At 61.3% G+C, this 25,774-nt stretch carries 22 protein-coding genes, 6 tRNA genes and 1 pseudogene; 8 read left to right on the forward strand and 21 right to left on the reverse strand.

All coding sequences use genetic code 11. The features are described from left to right. Position 1 precedes the first annotated feature (1 nt). The 8 genes from OKB81_RS04340 to pncC all read right to left on the reverse strand — a co-directional run bounded on the left by OKB81_RS04340 (position 2) and on the right by pncC (position 7,015). A tRNA-Arg gene (locus OKB81_RS04340) sits at positions 2-78 on the reverse strand. A gap of 4 nt (positions 79-82) precedes the next feature. After that, positions 83-175, reverse strand: a tRNA-Ser gene (locus OKB81_RS04345). A 212-nt stretch (positions 176-387) separates the two neighbouring features. After that, positions 388-576 (reverse strand): carbon storage regulator CsrA, encoded by a 189-nt coding sequence (gene csrA / locus OKB81_RS04350; protein ID WP_005315760.1) that lies wholly within the window; start codon positions 574-576, stop codon positions 388-390. Positions 577-669: 93 nt separating this feature from the next. Continuing rightward, positions 670-1,917, reverse strand: a complete 1,248-nt coding sequence (locus OKB81_RS04355; protein WP_010672822.1) for an aspartate kinase — start codon at positions 1,915-1,917, stop codon at positions 670-672. 16 nt (positions 1,918-1,933) lie between these two features. Further along, positions 1,934-4,558, reverse strand: coding sequence for an alanine--tRNA ligase (gene alaS, locus OKB81_RS04360; RefSeq protein ID WP_102949060.1), 2,625 nt, complete (start codon positions 4,556-4,558; stop codon positions 1,934-1,936). Between the two features lie 272 nt (positions 4,559-4,830). Beyond that, the gene (locus OKB81_RS04365) at positions 4,831-5,337 is read right to left on the reverse strand and encodes a regulatory protein RecX (RefSeq protein WP_160837309.1); all 507 of its coding nucleotides are present in this window, start codon (positions 5,335-5,337) and stop codon (positions 4,831-4,833) included. A gap of 41 nt (positions 5,338-5,378) precedes the next feature. Beyond that, on the reverse strand, positions 5,379-6,443 hold the full coding sequence (gene recA / locus OKB81_RS04370; RefSeq protein WP_043154135.1) for a recombinase RecA: 1,065 nt from the start codon (positions 6,441-6,443) through the stop codon (positions 5,379-5,381). An 80-nt stretch (positions 6,444-6,523) separates the two neighbouring features. Then, complete coding sequence (gene pncC / locus OKB81_RS04375; protein WP_029313644.1) at positions 6,524-7,015, reverse strand: nicotinamide-nucleotide amidase; 492 nt, start codon at positions 7,013-7,015, stop codon at positions 6,524-6,526. 199 nt (positions 7,016-7,214) lie between these two features. On the opposite strand from pncC, the gene OKB81_RS04380 reads away from it, so the two are divergent. Together OKB81_RS04380 and mutS are read left to right on the forward strand one after the other, a co-directional pair. Then, positions 7,215-7,622 carry a Spy/CpxP family protein refolding chaperone gene (locus OKB81_RS04380; RefSeq protein ID WP_160837311.1) on the forward strand — a complete coding sequence of 136 codons (408 nt, stop codon included), beginning with the start codon at positions 7,215-7,217 and terminating at the stop codon, positions 7,620-7,622. A 263-nt stretch (positions 7,623-7,885) separates the two neighbouring features. After that, on the forward strand, positions 7,886-10,456 hold the full coding sequence (gene mutS / locus OKB81_RS04385; RefSeq protein WP_160837313.1) for a DNA mismatch repair protein MutS: 2,571 nt from the start codon (positions 7,886-7,888) through the stop codon (positions 10,454-10,456). Positions 10,457-10,525: 69 nt separating this feature from the next. Here mutS and OKB81_RS04390 read toward each other — a convergent pair whose 3' ends face one another. Continuing rightward, positions 10,526-12,082, reverse strand: a complete 1,557-nt coding sequence (locus tag OKB81_RS04390) for a BCCT family transporter (RefSeq protein ID WP_160837331.1) — start codon at positions 12,080-12,082, stop codon at positions 10,526-10,528. Positions 12,083-12,172: 90 nt separating this feature from the next. Between OKB81_RS04390 and OKB81_RS04395 the strand changes: the two genes are divergently transcribed. Further along, on the forward strand, positions 12,173-13,135 hold the full coding sequence (locus OKB81_RS04395) for an IS1595 family transposase (RefSeq protein ID WP_160837315.1): 963 nt from the start codon (positions 12,173-12,175) through the stop codon (positions 13,133-13,135). A gap of 38 nt (positions 13,136-13,173) precedes the next feature. Here the strand turns inward: OKB81_RS04395 and OKB81_RS04400 are convergent, their stop codons facing one another. Then, positions 13,174-13,701 (reverse strand): hypothetical protein, encoded by a 528-nt coding sequence (locus OKB81_RS04400; RefSeq protein ID WP_010672814.1) that lies wholly within the window; start codon positions 13,699-13,701, stop codon positions 13,174-13,176. 163 nt (positions 13,702-13,864) lie between these two features. On the opposite strand from OKB81_RS04400, the gene OKB81_RS04405 reads away from it, so the two are divergent. After that, on the forward strand, positions 13,865-14,344 hold the full coding sequence (locus OKB81_RS04405) for a MarR family winged helix-turn-helix transcriptional regulator (RefSeq protein WP_010672813.1): 480 nt from the start codon (positions 13,865-13,867) through the stop codon (positions 14,342-14,344). Positions 14,345-14,514: 170 nt separating this feature from the next. On the opposite strand, the pseudogene OKB81_RS20855 reads toward OKB81_RS04405, so the two are convergent. From OKB81_RS20855 to plsY, 6 genes and pseudogenes are all read right to left on the reverse strand, one after another. Continuing rightward, positions 14,515-15,555 (reverse strand): annotated as a pseudogene (locus OKB81_RS20855) (IS3 family transposase); the annotation flags it as partial. A gap of 98 nt (positions 15,556-15,653) precedes the next feature. Then, positions 15,654-15,729 (reverse strand) — tRNA-Asn (locus tag OKB81_RS04420). Positions 15,730-15,737: 8 nt separating this feature from the next. After that, positions 15,738-15,813: transfer RNA gene (locus tag OKB81_RS04425), tRNA-Phe, on the reverse strand. Between the two features lie 3 nt (positions 15,814-15,816). Then, positions 15,817-15,892 (reverse strand) — tRNA-Thr (locus OKB81_RS04430). Positions 15,893-15,944: 52 nt separating this feature from the next. Beyond that, positions 15,945-16,020, reverse strand: a tRNA-Phe gene (locus OKB81_RS04435). 47 nt (positions 16,021-16,067) lie between these two features. Continuing rightward, positions 16,068-16,730: a glycerol-3-phosphate 1-O-acyltransferase PlsY gene (gene plsY, locus OKB81_RS04440; RefSeq protein ID WP_029314836.1), complete on the reverse strand. Its 663-nt coding sequence runs from the start codon at positions 16,728-16,730 to the stop codon at positions 16,068-16,070. Positions 16,731-16,901: 171 nt separating this feature from the next. On the opposite strand from plsY, the gene folB reads away from it, so the two are divergent. From folB to OKB81_RS04455, 3 genes are all read left to right on the forward strand, one after another. Beyond that, a complete protein-coding gene (folB, locus tag OKB81_RS04445) occupies positions 16,902-17,273 on the forward strand; it encodes a dihydroneopterin aldolase (protein ID WP_010675798.1) in 372 nt (123 codons plus the stop codon). Continuing rightward, entirely contained in the window at positions 17,273-17,782 is a 510-nt protein-coding gene (gene folK, locus OKB81_RS04450; RefSeq protein WP_041211771.1) for a 2-amino-4-hydroxy-6-hydroxymethyldihydropteridine diphosphokinase, read from the forward strand. The genes folB and folK overlap by 1 nt, the downstream gene beginning before the upstream one ends. Positions 17,783-17,899: 117 nt before the next feature. Then, positions 17,900-18,382, forward strand: a complete 483-nt coding sequence (locus OKB81_RS04455) for a YbaK/EbsC family protein (protein ID WP_042864868.1) — start codon at positions 17,900-17,902, stop codon at positions 18,380-18,382. A gap of 9 nt (positions 18,383-18,391) precedes the next feature. Here the strand turns inward: OKB81_RS04455 and mdtD are convergent, their stop codons facing one another. The 4 genes from mdtD to OKB81_RS04475 all read right to left on the reverse strand — a co-directional run bounded on the left by mdtD (position 18,392) and on the right by OKB81_RS04475 (position 23,175). Then, a complete protein-coding gene (gene mdtD, locus OKB81_RS04460; RefSeq protein ID WP_270805133.1) occupies positions 18,392-19,780 on the reverse strand; it encodes a multidrug transporter subunit MdtD in 1,389 nt (462 codons plus the stop codon). A 56-nt stretch (positions 19,781-19,836) separates the two neighbouring features. Then, on the reverse strand, positions 19,837-20,964 hold the full coding sequence (locus OKB81_RS04465) for a CobW family GTP-binding protein (protein ID WP_029314837.1): 1,128 nt from the start codon (positions 20,962-20,964) through the stop codon (positions 19,837-19,839). Positions 20,965-21,035: 71 nt separating this feature from the next. After that, the gene (locus tag OKB81_RS04470) at positions 21,036-22,442 is read right to left on the reverse strand and encodes a D-arabinono-1,4-lactone oxidase (protein ID WP_151027291.1); all 1,407 of its coding nucleotides are present in this window, start codon (positions 22,440-22,442) and stop codon (positions 21,036-21,038) included. Between the two features lie 115 nt (positions 22,443-22,557). Continuing rightward, positions 22,558-23,175: a LysE family transporter gene (locus OKB81_RS04475; RefSeq protein ID WP_010675804.1), complete on the reverse strand. Its 618-nt coding sequence runs from the start codon at positions 23,173-23,175 to the stop codon at positions 22,558-22,560. Positions 23,176-23,251: 76 nt separating this feature from the next. Here OKB81_RS04475 and OKB81_RS04480 point away from each other — a divergent pair, with 76 nt between their 5' ends. Then, positions 23,252-24,169, forward strand: coding sequence for a LysR family transcriptional regulator (locus OKB81_RS04480; protein ID WP_160837317.1), 918 nt, complete (start codon positions 23,252-23,254; stop codon positions 24,167-24,169). Here the strand turns inward: OKB81_RS04480 and OKB81_RS04485 are convergent. Next, entirely contained in the window at positions 24,166-25,737 is a 1,572-nt protein-coding gene (locus OKB81_RS04485; RefSeq protein WP_041213989.1) for an EAL domain-containing protein, read from the reverse strand. The two genes, OKB81_RS04480 and OKB81_RS04485, sit on opposite strands and share 4 nt — an antisense overlap. Positions 25,738-25,774: the final 37 nt, after the last annotated feature.

Raw genomic sequence — 25,774 nt, forward strand, 5'->3', positions numbered from 1 at the left:
ATGGTGCGCCCGAGAGGATTCGAACCTCTGACCACCTGGTTCGTAGCCAGGTACTCTATCCAGCTGAGCTACGGGCGCAAAATGGCGGAGAAGGGGGGATTCGAACCCCCGATGCGGGTATAAGCCGCATACTCCCTTAGCAGGGGAGCGCCTTCAGCCTCTCGGCCACCTCTCCGTTTGCGGGGCTGATAATACTTCACAGGGATTTTTAGTCAAACACTTTTTTGGAGAAAACAGAGCGTTCGCTCAGCATTTGGCCAAAGAGTGGAATATTCAAGCAATATCGACACTTACCCAGTAGTTACGCGCTCTGCAGGCCGATTTGCAGGCCCCTGAAAAACAAAAGGCGACATCCGGGATGTCGCCTTCAGGCAGCCATGAAATGGCTTAGAAATTCGGTTGGCCCGGGACTTTCTCGGCCTGTATCCGCATGTAGATCTCTTCGCGGTGTACGGAAACCTCTTTCGGTGCATTCACACCGATACGAACCTGGTTCCCTTTTACGCCCAGTACGGTAACGGTTACTTCGTCACCAATCATCAGGGTTTCCCCTACACGACGAGTCAAAATAAGCATTCGCTTGCTCCTGTATCCTGTTTTGTATTTATATCGATATGCGCCATTATCTTACAAAGATACCGATATGGTAAATGGTTGAAACTAAATCAATCAGGGATTGTTTCCCAAGGGCTGCTCATGAGGCTCTTGATCCAACCCGAACGCCGAGTGCAACGAACGCACGGCCAGCTCCAGGTACTTCTCGTCAATCACCACGGATATCTTGATTTCAGAGGTGGAGATCAGCTGCATGTTGATCCCTTCCTCACCCAATACCTTGAACATGGTGCGCGCTACACCAGGATGATTCCACATGCCGACCCCGACGATGGAGACCTTGGCGATCTCTCCGTTGCCCTGCACGCAGGCGGCCCCCAGCTCGCTGGCGGTCTCCTCCAGCAAGGCGCGGGCCCGGCGATAATCATCGCGATTCACCGTGAAGGTGAAGTCGGCGGTACCATCCCCCATGGTGTTCTGCACTATCATGTCGACATCTATGTTGGCGTCGCTGATCGGATTCAGGATCTGCGCGGCCACGGTCGGCCTGTCCGGCACACCCAGAATGGTCAGGCTGGCCTCGTTGCGATTGAACGCAATGCCGGATACCAGGGGGGCTTCCATCCTCTCACCTCCATATGTGATTAAGGTTCCCTCTCCGTCGACGAAACTCGACAGCACCCTTAGCGGCACGCGGTACTTGCCCGCGAACTCGACCGAACGGATCTGCAACACCTTGGCACCGAGACTCGCCATCTCGAGCATCTCCTCGAAGGTGATGGTATCGAGGCGACGCGCCTTGGGCTCGATGCGCGGATCCGTGGTATACACCCCGTCCACATCGGTAAAGATCTGGCACTCATCGGCCTTGATGGCCGCAGCCACGGCCACGGCGGTGGTATCCGAACCCCCTCGGCCCAGGGTAGTGATGGCATTGTGCTCATCGCGCCCCTGGAAACCGGCAATCACCACCACCTTGCCGGCACCGAGTGCGGCTTCCACCTGCTCGGTGTCGATACGGGTGATGCGCGCCTTGCCATAGGCGGAGTCGGTGTGGATGCGGACCTGATCACCGGTCATCGAGACTGCGGGGCAACCGCGCTTGTTGAGCGCAATCGCCAGCAGTGCAATAGTGACCTGCTCACCGGTGGAGATCAGCACATCCATCTCGCGCCGGTTGGCATCCTGGTCCAGCTGCTGGGCCATGCCCAGCAACCGGTTGGTTTCGCCCGACATGGCGGAGACCACCACCACCACGTCATGTCCCTGGGCACGGGTCAGTTGAACCCGCTCAGCAACTGCCTCGATCCGCTCCAGAGTGCCGACCGAGGTGCCACCGTACTTCTGTACATAGAGTGCCACAGATCACCTCGCCCGCTTACAGGCGCTCTTCCAGCCAGGAGTGAACGGATTGCAGCGCCGCCGGCACCGCCTCAGGCTGGGTACCACCCGCCTGTGCCATGTCGGGACGACCACCGCCCTTGCCACCCACCTGCTGGGCCACCAGATTGACCAGCTCACCAGCTTTGACCTTGCCGGTCAGGTCATTGGTCACGCCCGCGATCAGGTTGACCTTGCCATCACTGCTGGTTGCCAGCAGCACGACACCGGATTTCATCTGGTTCTTCAGCTCGTCCAGCATGCCGCGCAGGGATTTGGGGTCGACCCCTTCCAGGGCGGCAACCAGCACCTTCTGGCCATTGATGTCGATGACCTGACTCAGCAGGTCGTTACCCGCCTGCGCCGCCAGCTTGGCCTTGAGCTGTTCCAGCTCGCGCTCCATCATCTTGGCCTTGTCCAGTACCTGGCGAACCTTGTCGGCGATGGAGAACTGATCGCCCTTCACCAGCGCGGCGGCCTCTTCGATCTGTTCACCCAGCTGGTGCATCAGATCGATGGCGCTCTTGCCGGTGACCGCTTCGATACGACGCACGCCAGCCGCGATGCCGCTCTCGGCAATGATCTTGAAGAAGCCGATGTCACCGGTGCGCTTGGCGTGAGTACCGCCGCACAGCTCGGTGGAGTAGTCGCCCATGCGTACCACACGCACATCGTCTTCATATTTCTCGCCAAACAGCGCCATGGCACCGGCTGACTTGGCCTCTTCCAGCCCCATCAGCTGGGTGGCCACCTCGTGGTTGGCACGGATCTGGGCGTTGACGAGCTCCTCGATCCGGCGAATAGTCGCCATAGTCAGCCCTTCGAAGTGGGAGAAGTCGAAGCGCATGCGCTCGGCGCCCACCAGGGATCCTTTCTGGGTCACGTGCTCACCCAGCGCCTGGCGCAAGGCCGCGTGCAGCAGGTGAGTCACGGAGTGGTTAAGGGCGATGGCCTGACGACGGTCGCCATCGACCACGGCCTCGACCTCGGCTCCCTTCTCCAGGGTACCCAGTTCCAGATAGCCCTTGTGGATGATCGCCTTGCCCGCTTTCTGGGTGTCGGTGACGGCGAAGATGCCGTCATCCACCTTGAGGATGCCGCTGTCACCCACCTGACCGCCGGACTCCGCATAGAAGGGGGTCTCCGCCAGCACGATCACGGCCTCTTCACCAGCGATGAGGCCATTGACCTCGACACCATCCTTGTAGATACCGACCACCTGGGTGTTCTGGCTCAGCTGTTTGTAACCGGTAAAGGGGGTCTCGAAATCGAGCTTCAGCACGTCGTTGTAGTTCACGCCGAAACTGGAAGCCTCTTTCGCGCGGGCGCGTTGCTTCTCCATCTCGGCCTTGAAGCCCTCTTCGTCGATGCCGATCTCGCGCTCGCGCACCACATCGGCGGTCAGGTCGGCCGGGAAGCCGTAAGTGTCATAGAGCTTGAACACCACTTCACCCGGGATCACCTTGGCATCACCGAGGTTGGCCAGGGCGTCTTCCAACAGCAGCAGACCTCTGTCCAGCGTGCGGACGAACTGCTCCTCCTCGATGCGCAACACTCGCTCGACCAGCGGCAGCTGGGCGATCAGTTCCGCCGCCACATCCTTCATCTGCACGGCCAGCTCGGCAGCCAGCTTGTAGAAGAAGACGTCGGTAGCACCCAGCTTGCGGCCGTGACGCACGGCGCGGCGGATGATGCGGCGCAGCACGTAGCCGCGACCTTCATTGGAGGGCATGACACCGTCAGCCACCAGGAAGGCGCAGGAACGGATGTGGTCCGCGATGACGCGCAAGGACTGGTTGCTCAGATCCGTGGTGCCGACGATCTCGGCCGCCTTCTTGATCAACGCCTGGAAGATGTCGATCTCATAGTTGGAGTGCACTCCCTGCATGATGGCGGAGATACGCTCCAGACCCATGCCGGTATCCACGGACGGACGGGGCAGCGGCTCCATGGTGCCGTCAGCCTGACGGTTGAACTGCATGAAGACCACGTTCCAGATCTCGATGAAGCGGTCGCCATCCTCGTCCGGTGAACCGGGAGGGCCACCCCAGATGTGATCGCCGTGGTCGTAGAAGATCTCGGTGCAGGGACCACATGGGCCGGTATCACCCATGGCCCAGAAGTTGTCGGATGCATAAGGAGCACCCTTGTTGTCACCGATGCGCACGATGCGATCGGCCGGCACGCCGACCTCTTTTTCCCAGATGTCGAAGGCTTCGTCGTCAGTCGCGTAGACGGTCACCAGCAGGCGCTCTTTGGGCAGCTTGAGGGTACCGGTCAGGAATTCCCATGCAAACCGGATGGCGTCCTGTTTGAAGTAGTCACCGAAGCTGAAGTTGCCCAGCATCTCGAAGAAGGTGTGGTGACGGGCGGTATAGCCGACGTTTTCCAGGTCATTGTGCTTGCCGCCAGCCCGCACGCAACGCTGGGCCGTGGTGGCACGGTGATAGGCACGCTTGTCGGCGCCAAGGAACACGTCCTTGAACTGGTTCATCCCTGCGTTGGTGAACAGCAGGGTCGGATCGTTGTGCGGTACCAGCGAGCTGGAAGAGACAACCTGGTGTCCCTGGGTGCGGAAATACTCGAGAAACGCAGCGCGAATCTCTGACGTGGACATGTACATGGAAAATCCTGCTTGATTCGAATACGGACTTTTAACCGCATTAATGTAAGTTTTCTGCAGGGTAAAGTAAAACGTGGGAACCCTTGGCGGGTGAAATAGCCCCCAAGGGGCCAGCGTTTAGCAGCAGCACCCGCAAGGACGTCACAACAGGGGGGCTTCAGGATGCCTCGCTCGACCACAGGGCCGCCATCGACAGACCCGGCGAAGGGCTGATATTCCCCACCAGCCGTACCGCACGCCAGTTGCTATAGGTGTTCAACCTCGGCGCGCCACTATTGCTCACCTTGCATGGCTGAGAGGGCGTAACGGGCTTGTTCCTGGGTAAAACCACGCCCCATCAGATATTTGAGCCACTTCATGCGCAGTTTGAAGTCGGCAAGGTCGGTCGCCTTTGCCCGACGCGACAACAACGCAAGCGCCAGTTCGAACCAATCAAGCTCGGGTTGATCCAGGGCAGCCTCGATCTGGGTGTCATCCAGCCCCTTGCGGCGCAGGTCGAAGCGGATCCTGAGCGGACCATGGCCTTTGGCCGCACCGGCCCGCACCGCCATGGCACCGTAACGATCGTCATTGACCCAGCCATAGCCACGGCAATGCTCGAGTACAACGGCGACCACCTCCTCCTCGAATCCCTTCTGACGCAGGCGTCTGGCCAGCTCGGACTCCGCACTTTCGCGGCGGGCAAGACTACGCATGGCAAAGGCGCGGGCGGCGACGACCAGCTCTTCAAAGGTCAATTCGACGGGCTCGCCCGGCTCGTTCACTGATTCATCCACCATAAACAACAAGGCCGGGTATCAACCCGGCCTTTCCTCATTCCTTATTCGAACTCTTGTTCGTTTTCGGCTTCAAACTCGGCGTATTCGGCAGCCGTGGCCTTCTCCTCCACCGGCGCGGCGCCGGAGAGCAGCAGCTCGCGCAGCTTCACTTCCACCTCGGCAGCCAGTGCCTTGTTTTCGGAGAAGAGCTTCATCACGTTGGCTTTGCCCTGGCCGATCTTCTCGCCGTTGTAGCTATACCAGGCCCCCGCCTTGTCGATCAGCTTGTGCTTGACGCCGAGATCCACCAGCTCGCCCTCCTTGGAGATGCCGGCACCATAGAAGATCTGGAATTCGGCCTGCTTGAAGGGAGGAGCCACCTTGTTCTTCACTACCTTGACGCGGGTTTCGTTGCCGACCACCTCGTCCCCTTCCTTGATGGCGCCGGTACGACGGATGTCCAGGCGCACGGAGGCGTAAAACTTCAGAGCGTTACCACCGGTGGTGGTCTCCGGGCTGCCGAACATGACACCAATCTTCATCCGGATCTGGTTGATGAAGATGCACAGGCAGTTGGCGTTCTTGATGTTGGCGGTCAATTTACGCAGCGCCTGGGACATCAGTCGGGCCTGCAGGCCGACGTGGGAGTCACCCATTTCGCCTTCGATTTCCGCTTTCGGGGTCAGGGCCGCCACGGAGTCGACGATGATGACGTCGACGGCATTGGAGCGCACCAGCATGTCGCAAATCTCCAGTGCCTGTTCACCGGTATCCGGCTGGGAGATGAGCAGGTCGTCGACGTTGACGCCCAGCTTGGCGGCATAGATAGGATCCAGTGCGTGCTCCGCATCGACGAAGGCACAGGTTTTGCCCTTCTTCTGGGCTTCGGCGATCACCTGCAGGGTCAGCGTAGTTTTACCGGACGATTCCGGACCGTAGATCTCGACGATACGACCGCACGGCAGACCACCGATCCCCAGCGCCACGTCCAGAGAGAGAGAGCCAGTGGAGATGGCTTCGATATCCATGGTCTTGCTGTCGCCCAGACGCATGATGGAGCCTTTGCCAAACTGCTTTTCGATCTGGCCCAGCGCAGCCGCCAGTGCCTTCTGTTTGTTCTGATCCATGCCAATCTCCGCTGGGAATCGTGAGTAAGAAGTGAAGTTGGGCTAAGTATACTGTTTATGCATACAGTATCAAGCCCAATTTATTTGAGCAGTGCCAGGAGTCCGGACAAGGCCTGTCTGACCGCCTGCTGGCGCACCTGATGGCGATCCCCATCGAAACGGGCAAGCAGGGAGTGGTGACGACCGGTACGATCTGCCCAGGCAAACCAGACAGTGCCGACCGGTTTCTCCTCGCTGCCACCACCAGGCCCGGCGATACCGCTGATGGCCACGCAGATACCCGCATCGGAGCGGGCCAGGCAGCCCCGGGTCATCTCCAGCACCACGGGTTCGCTGACGGCGCCGTGGCGCAACAGGCTGTCGATGCTGACGCCGAGCATCTGTTGTTTGGCTTCGTTGGTGTAGGTCACGAAACCGCGATCGAACCAGGCAGAACTGCCGGCAGTATCCGTGATGGCAGTGGCAACCCCGCCGCCGGTGCAGGATTCCGCCGTGGCGGCCAGCCAGCCTCTGGCCAGCAGTGCCTCGCCCAGTTCCCGGGATAAGCGGGAGATCTCTGCTTCAAGTCCCATCATCGCCTCCTCTTCCAGCCTTTTCCAGGCGAAATATGGCGCTCATTATGCAGTTGCCCCGCCCCTCGGGCAACCGACCCCGGGGCCACTGCGTCAGCAAGTTGTCGTCGCTTAAGCTCCAGTACATGGCTGCTCGTTATCATGTTCCAACACCGCCATGCATGCGGTTTCCATCCCATCAGACCAAGGAGAAAGCCGGATGATGCATCCGTTCAACGTCGCCATGACAGCCCTCGCAATGTGTATCGCCACCCATGCCTTTGCCACCGAGGGCACCGCCGAGCTGCAGAGCGAGACCACCCTGACCCAGGAGCTGAACCTCTCCAGCGCCCAGGCGGAGCAGATCAAGGGGCTGCGCGAGCAGGTCACCAGGGAGCTGGGCTCTATCAAGCTCGACGCAATCGGCCAGGATGTCATCGTCAACATGATCAAGTCCGGCAAGTGGGATGAAGTGGCGGCGAGAAAGCAGTTGCAGACCATCAGCGACGTACAGGCCGAGGCCCGCTACCATCGCGCCCACTACCTCTTCGAGGTGAGCCGGGTGCTGACGCCCGAGCAGAAAGCCAAGCTGCACGAGATGCTGAGCGGCGACGAAGCCATGTACTGAGGGCGACACTCTCCCCGCTCTCCCATCCCCGCATCCGTGCGGGGATGCTATTTCTCCTCCCCCGTGCCTCTTCTTGGCCAGGCTCCATCCCAGGCCACTCTGGCCAGCATCAGCCGGATGCACAGATCCGCGACGGGACGCCAGCTTTGCCCCCAAGACGGAGATTCCTCCTCACCATCTTGCCTCGAGCATGTAGAATGGCCCCCAGATTCAGACCCATGACGGCAGACGTTTGCCCGCAAGAGCACCTTCTGGAATAGCACATGACAGCACAATACCAAGCGCCAGGCGCCAACTTGAGCGCCCACACCCCCATGATGCAGCAGTATCTGACTCTCAAGGCCGAAAACCCGGAGATCCTGCTGTTTTATCGCATGGGTGACTTCTACGAGCTCTTCTACGACGACGCCCGCAAGGCCTCCCAGCTGCTCGACATCTCCCTGACCAAGCGCGGCCAGTCGGCCGGCAGCCCCATCCCGATGGCCGGGGTGCCCTATCACGCCATCGAGGGGTATCTCGCCAAGCTGGTACAGCTCGGCGAATCGGCCGCCATCTGCGAGCAGGTGGGGGATCCCGCCACCAGCAAGGGGCCGGTGGAGCGCAAGGTCATTCGCATCATCACCCCGGGCACCGTCTCCGACGAGGCGCTGCTCAGCGAGCGGCAGGACAACCTGATCGCCGCCGTCTACCACGATGGCCGCCGCTTCGGTTACGGCACCATGGACATCGGCTCCGGACGCTTCTTCATCAACCAGTTCGAGAAAGAAGAGACCCTGCTGGCGGAGCTGCAACGCACCAATCCGGCGGAGCTGCTCTACCCCGAATCGTTCGCCTTCCTGCACCATGTCGAGGGTCGCCGCGGTCTGCGCTGCCGCCCGGAGTGGGAGTTCGAGCTGGGCACTGCCCGCAAGCTCTTGTGCCAACAGTTCGGCACCCAGGATCTGGTGGGCTTTGGGGTTGAGCAGAGCGAGACCGCCCTGTGCGCCGCCGGCTGCCTGATGCAGTACGTGAAAGACACCCAGCGCACCGCCCTGCCCCACATTCGCAGCGTGCGCCTGGAGCAGCCCGATCATGCGGTCATCATGGATGCCGCCACCCGCCGCAATCTGGAGCTGACCCAGAATCTGGCCGGCGGTCACGACAACACCCTCTCCGCCGTGCTCGATTGCACCGCCACGCCGATGGGCAGCCGTCTGCTCAAGCGCTGGATCCACCAGCCGATCCGCGATCGGGTGATCCTCAAAGGTCGCCAGAGCACCATCAAGGAGCTCATCGAGCAGAACCTCTATGACGAGCTGGGGAGCCTGCTGCGCCAGGTCGGCGACGTGGAGCGGGTGCTGGCGCGCCTCGCCCTGCGCTCGGCCCGCCCGCGCGATCTGACCCGGCTGCGGCAGGCTTTTGCTCAGCTGCCCGAGTTGCAGCGTCTGCTGGCGGAGAGCGAGCACGAGGCGGTGCAGCAGCTGCGCGAGCGGGCAAGTACCTTCCCCGAGCTGTTCGACCTGCTGGAGCGTGCCGTGATGGAGGTGCCGCCGGTGCTCATCCGCGATGGCGGCGTCATCCGTGAAGGGTTCAATCAGGAGCTGGACGAGCTGCGGGATCTGGCCAATGGCGCCACCGCCAGCCTGGCCCGCATCGAGGAGCGGGAGAAGGCGCTCACCGGCATCAACACCCTCAAGGTGGGCTACAACAAGGTGCACGGCTTCTACATCGAGGTGAGCCGTGCCAACAGCCACCTGGTGCCGGCCCACTACATCCGCCGCCAGACGCTGAAAAACAACGAGCGCTACATCATCGATGAGCTGAAGAAGTACGAGGACAAAGTGCTCACCGCCCAGGCCCAGGCGCTGGCGCTGGAAAAACGTCTCTACGAAGAGCTGCTCGACGCCCTGCTGCCCCACCTCGGCGATCTGCAGGAGTCTGCTGCCGCACTGGCGGAGCTGGACGTGCTGGCCAACCTGGCCGAGCGGGCAGAGACCCTCGACTATCGCTGCCCCACCCTCATCGACGAGGATCAGATCATCATCGAGGCGGGCCGCCATCCCGTGGTGGAGCAGGTGATGACCGACCCCTTTATCGCCAACCCGATACGACTGGAGCGGGAGCGGCGGATGCTGATCATCACCGGCCCCAACATGGGCGGTAAGTCCACCTACATGCGCCAGACCGCGCTCATCGTGCTGCTGGCCCATATCGGCGCCTTCGTGCCCGCCGACAGCGCCCGCATCGGCCCCATCGACCGCATCTTCACCCGCATCGGGGCGTCGGATGATCTCGCCTCCGGCCGCTCCACCTTTATGGTGGAGATGACCGAAACCGCCAATATCCTCAACAACGCCACCGCCCGCAGTCTGGTGCTGATGGACGAGATTGGCCGCGGCACCAGCACCTACGACGGCCTCTCCCTGGCCTGGGCCTGCGCCGAGCAGCTGGCAAGCAAGATTGGCGCCTACACCCTGTTCGCCACCCACTACTTCGAGCTGACCCGCCTGCCCGAGCTGATGAGCGGGCTGGCCAACGTCCACCTGGATGCGGTGGAGCACGGCGACACCATCGCCTTCATGCACGCGGTGCAGGAAGGTGCGGCCAGCCGATCCTACGGCCTGCAGGTAGCGGCGCTGGCCGGGGTGCCGAAATCGGTGATCCACCAGGCCCGCCACAAGCTGCATGAGCTGGAGAGTGCCACTCCGGTGGCCGCCGGCGAAAGCCGTCCGGCTCCGGTCACTCTCGCCCCGCAACCCCATCCTGTGGTGGAGGAGCTGGCAGCAGTACGCCCGGACGAGCTGACCCCGCGACAGGCCCTTGACCTGCTCTATCGACTCAAGCAGATGCTGTAACTACCGACCGCCGAACAGGCATGAAAAGGGGAACCGCGAGGTTCCCCTTTCGTTTGACCGAACCTGTCATCAGCCCGGACCGATGCGATCCATCAGGCTAAGATTGACCGACCCCGGATGGCGCTTGAGCTTCTGCCTGTATTCGAACTGGTGCTGGCTCTCCTGTTTGAGCCCCTGCATCAGGGAGTAGCACATGGCCAGCATGATGACCGAGAAGGGCAGCGCGGCGATGATGCTGGCGGCCTGCAGGGCGGCAAGCCCGCCGGAGACCAGCAGAATGGCCGCGACCAGCCCCTGCCCCAGCCCCCAGATGGCGCGGTGCAGCACCGGGGGATCCTGATCGCCGATGGAGAGCAGCGTCGTAATCACAAGCGTGCCCGAATCGCTGGAGGTGATGAAGTAGGTGCAGATAAGCAGGGTCAGCACCCCCTTGGCAATCCAGCCGAAGGTCTCCCAGTGCAGCAGTTCCACCGTCTTGTAGAGCGCCATGGTGACATCCTGATTGACCGCTTCCACCACGCCGCCGCCACCGAACAGCTCCAGGTTCATGGCAGTCCCGCCGAACACGGTGAGCCAGAGCATGCCGAGCAGGGAGGGCACCAGCAGGACACCGAGCACGAATTCACGAATCGTGCGGCCCTTGGAGATGCGGGCGATGAACATGCCGACAAAGGGTGCCCACGCAATCCACCAGCCCCAGTAGAACGCGGTCCAGCTAGACTGCCAGGCCGAGGTACCGTTGGCTTCGGTATTGGTCCAGAAGCTCAGCTTGACGATGTTCTGCAGGTAATCACCGATGTTCTGCACATAGGCGTTGAGTATGTAGGTGGTCGGCCCCAGCACCAGGAAGAGGCCCAGCACGAACACGCTCAACCAGATATTGAGTTCGGAGAGGATCTTCACCCCGCGCCCAACACCGGAGATGGCCGACAGGGTGGCAATCAGGCTGATGCCACCGATGAGCCAGAGCTGGTTCGCTTGTGACACGCCCATGCCGAAGATCTGGTTGAGGCCGGTGTTCATCTGGGAGACGCCCAGCCCAAGGGAGGTCGCCACCCCGAACACGGTACCGAACACCGCCAGCACGTCGGCGGCATGGCCCCAGAAGCCGTAGATGCGATCGCCAAGAATGGGATAGAGCACGGAGCGGATGGCCAGCGGCAACTTGCGCCGGTAGCTGAAGAAGGCCAGCGACAGGCCGACGATCACATAGATGGCCCAGGGGTGCAGACCCCAGTGGAAGAAGGTGAGGCGCATGGCGATCTGGGCCGCTTCCGGCGTCATGCCTTCGGTGATGAAGGGGTTGCCCTGCAGGTGATACATGGGCTCGGCGATGCTCCAGAACACCAGGCCTATGCCCATGCCTGCGCTGAACAGCATGGAGAACCATGCAAAGTAGCCAAACTCCGGTACCTGGTCGTCGTCGCCCAGCCGGATGCTGCCAAAGCGGCTGAACATCAGGTAGACGGCGAAGAACAGGAACAGGGCGACCACCAGGATGTAATACCACTTGAAGCCAGCAATGATGGTGTCCTTGGCCCCGGTAAACCAGGTGCCTGCGGTATCCGGATCAAAGACGCCGAACAGCAGGAAGAGGGTCACGACAGTGAGCGCCGTCATGGCCATGGTGGGATTGAGGCCTTTCAAAAGGCGCTGTCCCAATTACATGTTGAAAGGCTAACCTTGAAGTAGGTCATCACCCTGAGGGCCTCCATCATGGATACCCAAGCCTTTCAACATCTACTGTCTCTCTTTCCACAGCTCACCATGCGCCAGCGTCGCCTCGCGCAACATGAACTCACTACCCCTCACCCAATCACCTCGCTGGCCGCTCAACTCCCCGCTTGTCGATGTTGCCCTCACTGTCAGGCCGAGGCTACGCAGTTGGCTCCCTGGGGTTGGAGTCGAGGGCTGCGTCGTTATCGCTGCAAGCAGTGTCTGCGCACCAGTTCCGTTCTCACCAAGACGCCTCTGGCTCGACTTCGCAAGGCACAATGCTGGGAAGACTACGCCCAGGCCCTCATCGACGGTCTGACCGTCCGACAGGCTGCCGTCCGCTGCGGAGTCTGTAAAAATACCGCCTTCTTGTGGCGTCACCGCTTCCTGAAAGCCATGGCGAGTCACCAGGCGGCACGGGAAGGGGGTATCGTCGAGGTTGATGAGACCTTCTTCTTGGAGTCGTTTAAAGGGCAACGTGGTTTGCCCCGCCCGGCCCGCCACCGTGGGGGCAAAGGCCGTACCCGAGGCACAGGGCCGGATTACATCCCGGTGATGGTGGTTCAGGACCGGGCTGGTCACCATGCGGATTTTCAGTTGGAGAAAATGAATGCCGAGACGGTGATAGCTGTTTTGACACCCCTTGTCTCGTCAGATGCGGTGTTGTGTAGCGACGGCGCCGGGGTGTATGCCAGTTTCAGCAAAGCGCAGGGAGTGACCCATCAGGTCGTGCGCAATCGCCAAGGCGAGCGTGTGGTTGGCGCGTACCATATCCTGCATGTAAACGGATATCACCGTCGGTTGAAAGAGTGGATGGAGCGGTTCCATGGGGTAGCGACCCACTATCTGAGAAATTATCTGGGTTGGCGAAGGATGTTGGAGCGCTACGGGCGGGAAGTGAATGTACCACGTTGCTTGCATGAGGCGCTGGGGCGCCCCATGCAACACGTAATTGGGACATAGCCTTTCAAAAGCCCTTTGGTTGCTCGCATCGGGCCTCCTTAGTCGTTGTTGAAAAAGTCTTCACCCACGTGATCGCCGGCACCGCCGATGGCGCGATAGGCCAGACGACCTGCCACCTGCTCACGGTGATCCACCAGGGTCACCGACGGCTGACCGTTCACTGCGTGGCGTTTGCCAAGGAAGATAGCCATGGGCACCCCCAGATTGGAGACACCGCTGGTGATCCAAAGGCGGTTGAAGTCATAGGAGCCACCGATGAACTCCAGCTGTGCCAGTCCATTGTCCAGACCCGCCAGATAAAAGTTCATGGCACTCTCGTCGGGGAAGAGGTGAACCAGCACATAGGCATAGCGCAACTCATTGACCAACTCCTTTAGACTAAAAGAACCTGTGTTGCTGCAAGAGAGCGGCAGCTCGCCATCGTAGTGGTGTACCTTGAGGTTGTTGGGGTCCTCGTCATAAGCAGGTTGATAACGCACAAACGCCGCGGTATCAGGCAATTCATAGCGAACTCTGACCACACGCAGGTCGGCAACCAGGGACTTGATATCCAGGTCGTCATGCATGATTTCACTCCTCAAATATCGGGTTGGAATGGGGCAATTGTCCGATAACCTAACACAATATTCATTAGAGCTAAAACCATTACATCAAAAACCATATTGACCTTGTTATGGATTAGGCGGAGAATTTCGCGCCTCTCCACAGCCCTGCGATGACCCAGACCCCATGGAAAAACATGATGAAGTGCTGATCGCCCTGCGCCAGATCATCCGTGCCATCGACATGCACTCCAAGCGCTTGATCAAGGAGGCCGGCCTGACCTCGCCCCAGCTCCTGCTGCTCAAGGGTATCGACGAGCTTGGCCAGATCTCCATGCGCCAGTTGGCGGATCACACCAACATGAGCCAGGCCACCGCCACCACCATCATGGACCGGCTGGAGAGCCGCCAGCTGGTGCAGCGCATTCGCAGCGAAACCGACAAACGCAAGGTGCATGCGACGCTCACTGACGCGGGACGCGCCCTGCTTGCCCAGGCTCCGACCCCCTTGCAGGAGAGTTTCATTCAACGCTTTCAGGCGCTGGAGAACTGGGAGCAGGGGTTGTTGCTCTCTTCCCTGCAACGCATCTCCGCCATGATGAATGCCGACGGTATCGATGCTGCCCCCGTGCTGAGTGTCAGCCCCCTGACCGAAGAGCGGGCCTGAAATCCTGAAGTCCGTTTACATGTTTTCAGTTAACTTCTGGCACTCAGAACCCGATGTACCGCATCGGGGATTCTGCATTGCGAGGCCTAATGCGATCATTCTAGGTTATAACTACCCACCACCTTATGCACCATCTTCCTCGTCTACACCAGGTCCTACGGGCTTTGCTACAGCAACTCTCCTTTCAGTATCCCGTTCACCCGCTCTGCCAGCGCATTCTGATAACAGTCATACCCATCAGTCATCGAGTACTGTACTCCGTACCGTTCATACAGCGTCTGATTCAAGCCTGAGCAATACTGCACCCTGCCGTCCGAGTGATAGATAAACTCCCCGCTGCCACGCCGTTGCTTCAGTGCTCTGCGCCATCACAACCAACTCAGCATGCATCCCTGCGTGCACGTGATGCCCCGCTATCTTACGCGAGAAGGCATCCGTCACCAGGCTCAGGTAGAGTGGCCCGCTCTTTGCCGGCAGGTAAGTGATGTCGGCAACCAAGACCTGCCCTGGCGCCACCGCAGTGATTTTCACCGGGCCGGGTTTGAGCAAGTTGGGATGGCGATAGAAACGCTGAAAACTGTGGAGCGTCTTGTGATAGGCCCGTTTGGGCTGCACCAACAGACGGTGCTCGGCCAATATCCTAAACAGTCTGTCCCACCAGACCGTCAGCCCAGCATCGTCTTGGCCCTGCAGCAGATAATGCTACTTGTGGATGCCCACCCGTAGTGAACTTTGCGCACAAAGCTCACTACCTGCTGCCCTTGTGCATGACGCAGGTCGGCGACCCGATTGCGATTGTAGTCAGCCTAACGGTTTATTCCGAGGAACCAGCAAGCACTGAAGATGGTCAGCTTTTCGACATACCGCTGCGAGAGAGCTTACCAGGTCGTTTTTTACGATTGAGGCGCCTTCAAAGAACTGAGCCTCCAGGCTCATCAGCGCCAGCTACTCGAGCTCCTTGATACGCTGTTCAGACATTTGGTTGTCGGGATCAGGCATGATGTGATCCTGCCAGCTCTAATCGATGCTCCCTGGCTCCAACCCTGCAGACCATGCTTATGCAACCATACCAGAATGGTCGAATTGCCCTGAATGCCATATTGGAATTGTGTCTACTGGTAGGTGAGTTCACCTTTTTCAATCTGCTCGACCAGGGACAATTTAAACCTCAGTGAGTAATCGCGCTGTGTGCGTTTCACACCTTGTCCCATCGAGATCTCCATCTATTCGGGGAAGAAGGTATAAGCCATATTCAGGACGGGGACAATGGGAAAAGAAAAAGCCCAGCATTGCTGCTGGGCTTTTTATTTGGCTCCTCCTGCTGGGCTCGAACCAGCGACCTGCGGATTAACAGTCCGTCGCTCTACCGACTGAGCTAAGGAGGAATTATTCGTGGTGCCCAGAGACGGAATCGAACCGCCGACACGGGGATTTTCAATCCCCTGCTCTACCGACTGAGCTATCTGGGCAAATGGTGCCGGCTACCGGAATCGAACTGGTGACCTACTGATTACAAGTCAGTTGCTCTACCTACTGAGCTAAGCCGGCACACTTCAAACCATTGTGCATGAACACGTTTTTATTTCATGGCACTAAAATATGGTGCCCAGAGACGGAATCGAACCGCCGACACGGGGATTTTCAATCCCCTGCTCTACCGACTGAGCTATCTGGGCGTGGGCGCTATTAAACGGATTTTAGGGCAGGTGGTCAACGGGAAATTTCACTTTTCGTCTCGTTCGTCTCTTTTTTGCGCAGCATCATCCATTTTCATCACTTCTGCTGGCGGGACCGCTCCCCGGCGCCCCCAGAGGCGGGACTCCTCCCCCTTGAGCAGGCGGGTAATGTTCTCGTGATGACGGATCAGGATGAGACAGGAGAGCAGGGAGACCGGCAACGTGTATTCCGGTTTGAGCAGATAGGTAAAGAGCGGAGTCAGCAACACGGTCACGATGGACGCCAGTGACGAATAGCCGCTCACCAGCAGCACCAGCAGCCAGGTGGTGATGACGGCGCCCCCCATGGCAAAGCCGATGGGCAGCATGGTACCGAGGGCGGTGGCGACGCCCTTGCCGCCACGGAAGTGGAAGAAGAGGGGGTACATGTGGCCCAGACAGGCGGCCACCCCGATAAAGCCGAGGTAGACGGGCTTGATCTGCAGATACCAGGCGAGGTAGACGGGGGCCATCCCCTTGAGCACGTCGAGAAGCAGTACGATCAGCGCCGCCATCCGGCCGCCGAGGCGCAACACATTGGTCGCCCCCGGGTTGTGGGAACCATGGTCACGGGGATCCGGCAGACCCGTGATGCGGGAAACCAGCACGGCACTGGACAGCGAGCCGCCCAGATAGGCCAGAATAATCATCAAAATCGTCAGGGCCGTCATCTTGGTCGTTTTTACCACGATATGAATGGGGTATGATGCGGGCCACATTCCCAGGCCCGGGCTTGCCCGAAAGCGTGTCGCCCAAACCGGCCGCCAGCGGCAATCTGCTTGCCGGGCCTGCATCCCTGCGCTGTTTTCACAGCCCATCAAGAGTAAAGAAGAAGTACTGTCATGGACAAGGTGTTTATTCGCGGACTCGAGGTTTTGACCACCATAGGGGTATATGAGTGGGAGAAGGGCATTCGCCAGAAGCTCTGTTTCGACCTCGAGATGGGGTTTGACAACCGCCCAGCCGCCGCAACCGACGATATCAATCTGGCGCTGGATTACGCCACCCTCTCTCGCAAGATCTGTGATCACGCCCAGGGCAAGATAGTGGAGCTGGTCGAGACCATGGCCGAGCAGGTCGCCGCCCTGGTGCTGGAAGACGAGCGGGTACAGTGGGTCAAGGTGACCCTGACCAAACCGGGTGCCGTGCCCAATGCGGCAGGCGTCGGGGTCGAGATCCTGCGCCATCGCACGCCGGCTGCGAGCGCCAACTGATGACCCGCATCTATATCAGTCTGGGATCCAACATCGAACGGGAACGCCATATCCGCGCCGGCCTCGATGCCCTGCACGCCGAATTCGGCGAGTTGCAGGTCTCCCGGGTATTCGAGAGCGAGGCAGTGGGCTTCAACGGCCGCCCCTTCTACAACCTGGTGGTGGGTGCCGATACCGAGCTGCCCCTGGCGACCCTGTGCCAGCGGCTACGCGCCATGGAGTTCGCTCACGGCCGCGAGCCGGATGCCAAGAAGTTCGCCCCGCGCACCCTGGATCTCGATCTGCTGCTCTACGGCGAGCTGGTCTGCGAGACGCCGCTGGTGCTGCCGCGCGGCGAGATCCTCACCAACGCCTTCGTGCTCTGGCCGCTGGCGGAGCTGGCTCCCACATTCCGCCACCCCATCGATGGTCGCACCATCGGTGAGCTGTGGGCAGGTTACGACAAAGCCTCCCAGCGCCTTGACCCCATTCCCTTCCACTGGAAAGCGGGCGAATTGCAGCATCACTGAACAACAAGGGCACCCTCGGGTGCCCTTGTTGATGACTCCGCTGATGATGGATAAGAAACGGTGATTGGGCCTGCGCCGGTGCAAGTGGCAGGATGACCGCCATCACAGGAGAACCCCATGCCACTCGATGCCATTCACGACTTCAACCGTCAGTTGCTCACCGACCTGCCCCACCAGCGCTTCGAGCACGAACCCATCCTCGATTACGCCACCGACGAGCGGGTCAAGGCTCGCCTCGGCTGGCAGGCCGAGTTCAGCAAGACCCTTTTCCTCAAATTCAAGGATGGTCGCTTCGCCCTGCTGCTGACCCACAGAGACGGCCGGCTCGACAGCAAGGCGGTCAAGGCGGCGCTCGGTGCCAAACCCTCCATCTGCACCGCTGACGAGATGCAGACCGAGATTGGCTGCCTGCCGGGAGCCGTCTGCCCCTTCCTGCCCCGCGCCGACATCCCCCTGCTGGTGGATCCCGTGCTCATGAATCACCATGCCTTTACCTGGACGCCGGGCCACCCCGAGCAGACTTTCCTGCTGGAGACCACCCACCTGGCCGGACTGCTGGCCCGATTACCCTGCGACGTGAGCTACCTGCCCGCCCCCTGAGCCTGGGACTCAGCGCTTTTCCCGCGCCAGCTGGGCGAAGATCAGCGCCGCCAGCATGGACATCAGGCCGATGCACAGATAGGTGAGGTGGAACCCCTCCAGCCAGTGGCCACTCTCCTCGGGCTGGCCGATGGAGAAGAGTCCCAGCAGGCTGGCGGCGATGGCCACCCCCAGGCTCATGGAGAGCTGCATCACCACCGACAGCAGACCGTTGCCGCTGCTGGCGTGCTCGCTGCTGAGATCCTGCAGGGTCAGGGTGTTCATGGCGGAAAATTGCAGGGAGTTGATGGCGCCAAAGACCGCCAGCCACACCAGCAGTACGCCGTGGGGCACCTGGTTGTCGATGAAATAGAAGCTCGCGATCATGGCCCCGAGCGCCAGGGTGTTGCCGATCAGGATGCGGCGATAACCGATGCGCGGAATGAGCTTGTTCACCAGCGTCTTGGTCAGCATGGCGCCGATCACCGTGGGGATCATGGTCATCCCCGCCTTGCTCGGGGAGAAGCCGAGCCCCAGTTGCAGGAAGAGCGGGGTGAGAAACGGCATGGCGCCGCTGCCGAGGCGGGCAAACAGATTGCCCCAGATACCGATGGCGAAGGTGGACGTCTTGAACAGCGCCAGACTGAACAGGGGCTGCTCCGCCGTGGCGGCATAGAGCCAGTAGCTCGCCATGGCGGCCAGACCGAACAATACCGCAAACAGGGCCCAGCCGGTTGAGATGCTGTGCTCCCCCAGGCCTTGCAGACCGACGGATACCAGCACCATGCCGACACTGAACAGCACAAACCCCTGCCAGTCAAACCTGGCGGTGTGCTGGCGAAGGTCGGGCATGAAGTGCCAGCTCGCCACGAAGCCGAGCAGGCCCACCGGCAGGTTGATGAGGAAGACCCAGTGCCAGCTCGCCACCTCCACCAGCCAGCCCCCCAGAGCCGGGCCGATGAGGGGGCCGAGCAGACCGGGGATGGTGACGAACGACATCACCCTCAGCAGCTCATGCTTGCTGTAGACCCGCAGCACCGCCAGACGCCCGATGGGCATCAGCAAGGCCCCCCCGACCCCTTGCAACACCCGGGCGATCACCAGCATGGGCAGGGTGTTGGCGATGGCACAGGCCAGGGAACCCAGGGTAAACAGCAGGATGGCGACCAGATAGACCCGGCGGGTGCCGAATCTGTCCGCCAGCCAGCCGGAGGCGGGAATGAGCAGGGCCACCGTCAGCATGTAGGCGATGATGACGGACTGCATCTGCAGCGGACTCTCGCCCAGGGCCTCGGCCATGCTGGGCAGGGCAGTGTTGAGGATGGTGCCATCCAGGGTCTGCATGAAAAAACCGACCGCTGTCAGCCAGGGCAGCCATTTGCGCTGGGCGGGCGTCACCATCGGGGAGCTGTCAGGCATGGTTCTGTCTCTCCTCATCACATAAGACCCGCACGAGCGCGGGTCATATCAGCATATCAGGCATCCGGCTGGCCGAGCATGGCCTTGAGGTGCTCTTCCAGGCTGGGTTCGGGGGCCTTGAGGGTTGAGAGGAACAACTGCTCTATGCCTACCCTGTCCTGGCTCTTCACGATGAACACCAGCCGGGACTGGGCCTTGCCTTCGGGCCACTCCCCCAGCGCCTGCAACGGATAGAGCTGGCCGTGCACGCCGTGGATCACCACGGGCTGGCTCTCCCCTTCCAGTTGCAATATCCCCTTGAGACGCAGCAGGGCATCACCGTATTGCGCCTGCACCGCATCGATGGCGGCCAGCAGGCGGGAGGGCTTGAGCGGCTCGCCGATGCGCAGGGAGAAACTTTCGATATTGCCGTGCTCGAAGCGGGTGGGCGCGGCCGTCCCCACCTTGGCGGCAAACGGCGTCATCTTCGGCTGCATGGGCGAAGCCAGCCCCTGTTTCGGGGATTCGGTACGCAGCCAGGCCAGCAACTGGCGCACGTCGCGCCCCGCTGCCTCGTTGTAGGCGCCGAGTTTCTCCAGCACCGCAGGTGAGAGCACCCCATTGCTGACCCGCTGGATGGGGGCTGCCGGATTGAGGGCCGCCAGTTGGGCTTCCACCCGAGCAAGGGTCTCTTCATCCACCAGATCGCCCTTGCTCACCACCAGCAGATCCGCCAGCGCCACCTGTTTGACCGCCTCATATTGAGCGGCCAGCTGCTGCTCGATATGACCGGCATCCACCACGGTGACGGTGCCGTCGAAGCGGTAGCGCTGGGCGATAAAGCCCTCTTCCCTCAACGTGAACAGCACAGGGGCCGGATCGGCCAGACCAGTGGTTTCGATGATCAGCCGTTTGAAGGGTTTGATTTTGCGCTGGATGGCCTTCATGAAAAGCCCCTGCAGCGCCTCCACCAGGGAGCCCTGCACCGAGCAGCAGATGCAGCCGGAATCGAGCAGCACCACCTGCTCGTCCACCTGCTGTACCAGATGGTGATCCAGCCCCACGGAGCCGAACTCGTTGATGAGCACGGCGCACTCCCCGAGCTCGGGCTGCTTGACCCAGTGGTTGAGCAAGGTGGTCTTGCCGCTGCCGAGAAAACCGGTCAGCAGGGTCACGGGGATGCGGGTGTCTTGCATGTCTGTCATCGGGTTGCCCCCCCTCTGATCGGCAGGAGGATGAGTAAGCGAGTGTCTTGCATATCGGTCATGTCAGATCCTTACCGGTTGGCGAACAGGTCGCCGAGCCAGCGGTTTTCGAAACGGCCATGGGGGTCAAGCTCCCGCTTCAGGGCCAGGAAGTCGTGCCAGCGCGGCAACAGGGCCGGGAAGTCGTAGAGGTCCATCGCCAGGTGCTTGCCGAAATGGGGAATACCGCCGAGCGGCACCAGCAGTTGCTGCAACTCGCGCATCTGCTCCATGGAGCCCCCGACGAAGGTCCCGTCTGCCGCCAGATAGACCAGAAAACCTATCCAGCACACCGACTTGTCATGGGCGGCACTGAGCCAGGCCACGGAGGGACCGGTGCAGCGCAGGATGAAGGGGTAGTGCAGCACGCCGGGGTTCGCCTCCTGCCATGCCTGCAGGACTGCAAGGGCCTCCCCCATGCGTTCGAGGGGCACGGCCACCTCGCAGTTGATCTGGGGCGCCGGGATCCCCTTGCAGAGGATCTGGTAGACGTTGCCCACCAGATCCGAGGCGTCCTTGAAGCGGCGCACCGTCTCGAAGTGCTCGCCTGCCCTGGCCTCGTCCTTGGTGTCTCTGGCCATCTTCTGCAGGGTCGCGTCTATGGTGGCATTGAGCGCCAGGTTCATGCGCTCGTCCATGTCTCCCTCCAGCACCAGCGGCTCGCTGCCCCCGGCCCGGTAGCGGGCCACCTCGTCATCGGAGGCGGGATCCACCAGCCAGATGTGGCTCTCGCCGGTCCAGGCGAACCACCAGCTCTTCACGAAGGCGTGTTCCCGGTTGAGGCGCTCGTTGTGTTCCAGCAGGAAGGGGTAGTCGGTGGTGAACTTGGTGCAGCGCATGATGCGGTTGGGCACAGTGTTGAGGGTCACATCCAGCAGGATGCCGAGCATCCCCATGCCCATCACGAAGGCGCCGAAGCGCGGATCGGTGCGATCCACACGGATGATGTCGCCGCTCGCCAGCATCACGGTCAGGGCAGCCACCGCATCGCACAGGGCGGACTGGTGCAATCCCTGCCCATGGGTGCCGGTGCTGAGCGCACCGCCCAGGGTCTGGATGCCGATGACGCCGGGGGATGCCGGCAGCATGCGATCCATGGCGATGAGGTCGGCATAGACGGTATCAAGCGGCGTCCCCGCCAGGTAGGTCACCGTATCGGCAGTCTTGTCGAGCTGGCCGCGCAGGTGGTGCAGGTCCACCAGCAGCGCCTGGCTGCCTTCCGCGTAGACGCTGTGGATGGGTTCGAAAGAGAGGCCGGAGCCGATGAGCCGCAGCTTGCGCTCGGGGTATTCCCGCAGCAATTGCTGCAGCTCGTCACGGGTCGTCGGGCGCCACACCTGATCAAGGGCGCCGAGGGGGTTGGTTCTGGACCAGTTGAACAGCACCTCCCGATTGCCAATCGCCTTGATGCTGTGAAATGCCTGGAACCTGACCGTCATACCGCGCCTCATCTGACTTCAAAATGAGCGCCAATTCTACCGAAAAGTGGCTGCCAAGGCATGAAAAACAAGACCCTACAGTCGGGGGTGGATAGGGGGAGCGCCCCTCCCCGCCTCAGCGCGTCTGCTGGGTCAATGCCAGCAACATGCCGAATCCCACCAGCAGCCCCCCGAACACCCGATCGATCCAGTGGCGTACCGCCAGCAGTCGGTCCCGCACCGCAGGGGTGGAGAAGAAGAGCGCCACCGCACCAAACCAGAGGGCGTGCGCCAGCGCGATGAAGGCGCCATAGCCGATCTGGACCGCCAGCGGCGTCTGCGGCTGCACCACCTGCATGAAGAGACTGACAATGAAGATGGTCGTCTTGGGATTGAGCACATTGGTCAGAAATCCGGTGCGCAGCGCCCCCAGGCTGGAGAGGGCAGGCTGACAGATGCTCTCTTCATCGGCAGCCGGTTTGGCCCGCAGCATCTTGATGCCGAGGAAGATGAGATAGGCGGCCCCTGCCAGCTTGATGAGGTTGAACAGCCAGAGGGATTGCTGGATCAGCAGGCCCACCCCCAGCAGGGTGTAGGCCACGTGCACGCAGACCCCGGCCGCGATGCCGATCGCCGTCAGCACGCCGGTGCGGCGCGAGAGCAGTAGGCTGTTGCGCGACACCATGGCAAAGTCGGGCCCGGGGCTGATGACGGCAAAGAGGGTAATGGCGACAACGGCTAACAGTTCGGTCATGAAAAGAGTCCTGATTAGAGAGGATATCGGCTATTTTATTTACCAACAACACCAATAACGAACGATGATTTCTGACATGAATGGTGAAAAAAACTCACAAAAAGCCCTCTCGCTTCCCTCCCTTACCGCCCTGCGCTGTTTCGAGGTGGCTGCCCGCACCGAGCATTTCGGCCGCGCCGCCGATGAACTGCATCTCACCCATGGCGCCATCAGCCGGGCGGTACGACTGCTCGAGGAGGATCTGGGGGTCATGCTGTTCGAGCGGCGCCAGCGCCGGGTCTTTCTGACCGACGCGGGTGAACGGTTCTATCAGGCGGTCAGGGAGGGGCTGGGCAGCATCCGCCAGACGGCGCAGGCCCTGCGCCAGCAGAGCCGTCCCCAGTCGCTGGTGCTCTCCTGCGAACCCACCCTCCTGATGCGCTGGCTGATCCCGCGCTGGCCCGCCTTCCAGGCTCTGCACCCGGAGCTGGACGTACACCTGATGGCGGGCGGCGGCGCCCTCAGCTTTGGCAGCGGCATCGATCTCGCCATCCGGCGCAACGACTTTCACTGGCCTGCCGAGCTCTACAGCCAGTTGCTTTTCGAAGAGCGGACCGGCCCTGTCTGCCCGCCGGGCAAGGTGGCGCACTTTTTTGAACCCAGGGGGGATGTGCAGGCCCTCAGGCCAACGGCCCCCCGTCTGCACACCAAGACCCGTCCGGGCGCCTGGCTGGAGTGGCAGCAGCACGCAGGTATGTCCGCCGACGAGGAGGTGCCGGGTCAGACCTTCGAGCACTTCTATTTCAGCCTGCAGGCGGCAGTCGCCGGGCTGGGAGTCGCCATCGGCCCTTACCGGCAGGTGTGCGACGATATCGAGGCCGGCCTGCTGGTGGCACCGCTCGGCTTCGTCCCCGACGGCACCGGCTATCACCTGCTCGCCCCCGCGCCACCCGAACCCGGCAGCCCCCACGACATCCTGGTGAACTGGCTGCACAGCCTGGTGGGCGCGGCCTAGCCCTGGGCGGTGCGCCCGGCGGCGACCTGTATCTCTCCCGCCGTCAGCTCCCGGCAGAACTGGCGTATCGGCATGGGGCGGGCAAACAGGTATCCCTGCAGATACTGGACCCCCTTGCCTCTCAGATAGGCGGCCTGCTGCTCCGTCTCCACCCCTTCGGCCACCAGGGACAACCCCAGCCGTCCCCCAAGGTCGATGACGTTGTCCACGATGTGCTCGGAGAGGGACTCCGTCCCGATACGGCCGATGAAGGAGCGGTCGATCTTGAGATAGTCCACGTGGAATTGCTGCAGATAGATGAGGCTGGAGTGGCCGGTGCCAAAGTCATCGATGGCGAGCTGCACCCCCATCTCGTCGAGCTGGCGAAACAGGGAGAGGGTCTGCGGGCTGGTCACCAGCAGCTCCCGCTCCGTGAGCTCCAGCACCAGCACCACCCGTCCCGGAACGAAATGGCCGAGGAAGTCGCGGCACTCCGCCACCAAGGAGAGGTCCCGGCAGTGGATGGCACTGATGTTGAAGCTGATGTGAAATGCCTCGGGCAACTGCTCCTGTACCGGGTGGAGTGTCTTGGCCACCGTCTTCATCAGGTTGACCGTCATGGGCACGATCAGGCCAGACTCTTCCGCCTGGGGGATGAAGAGATCGGGGCGGATCAGCCCCTCGGTGGCATGTTGCCAGCGCATCAGTACCTCGGCTCCCACCATCTTGCCGCCCTTGCTGGCGATCAGCGGTTGCAGATAGGGGACAAACTCCCTGGCTCGCAGCCCGCGTCTCAGCTCGTCCGTCAGGGCCCCCGGCCGCCCAAGCAGCCACCACACCAGCAGTGAGAGCACCAGCGAACTGGCTCCCAGCCAGATCAGCTGCAGATGGCGAGCCTCCCACAGGGCACGCCAGTAGATCGGCATGGCATAACCGGCGTGGATGGTGAAGGGGTAACGCTGGGAGGCGAGTATCAGGGCAAACTTGCTGTGCAGTTTCGGCGGATCGCTTTGGAAGTGGCCGGACTCATCGAGCCAGGCGGACCCCACCTGCAAGAACAGCTCGCTGGGATCGCTGCTCAGGGTAAGCATGAAACTGAGCTGACTGCTGTCAATGGCGCTCAGTGCCGCATCACGCCCCCGCTCCTGACGCACCACCAGCAAGGGGTGATTCTTGCGCACCAGGTTGCCGCTCATCAGCAGCAACTTGCGATCCGTGTAGCGGGAGCCGTCATCCACTTCCCTGGCAGGCCCGAACAGCGAGGTGCAGTTGATGATCCCCTGTCGCACCAGATTGATGGAGCGCAGGAACGGCTCCAGCGCCACTCGCTTGCGCAGCAGCAGCAGGTTGTCGCTGCAAGGTCGACCGGCCAGCGGCAATACCTCGAGGTTGGCCCGCTCGGCCTGATCCAGCATGCGCTCCAGCAAGGTTCTGGCCTTGCTGGCTGACGCACTGGCATCGTTCTTCAGCTCCTGCTCGTAGCTGTCATGCACCATCCACCCTCCCACCACCAGGGGCAGGGCTAACACCAGCAGGGCACAACCAAGGCGCCACTTCATGCGGGCCAGATCAATCCGGAACAGAAACATAGCAACCACGCCGCAATGCGCGGGCCCGCTTCGCAGG

The organism is Aeromonas sp. QDB56 (assembly GCF_027705505.1).
Lineage (GTDB): Bacteria > Pseudomonadota > Gammaproteobacteria > Enterobacterales > Aeromonadaceae > Aeromonas > Aeromonas caviae.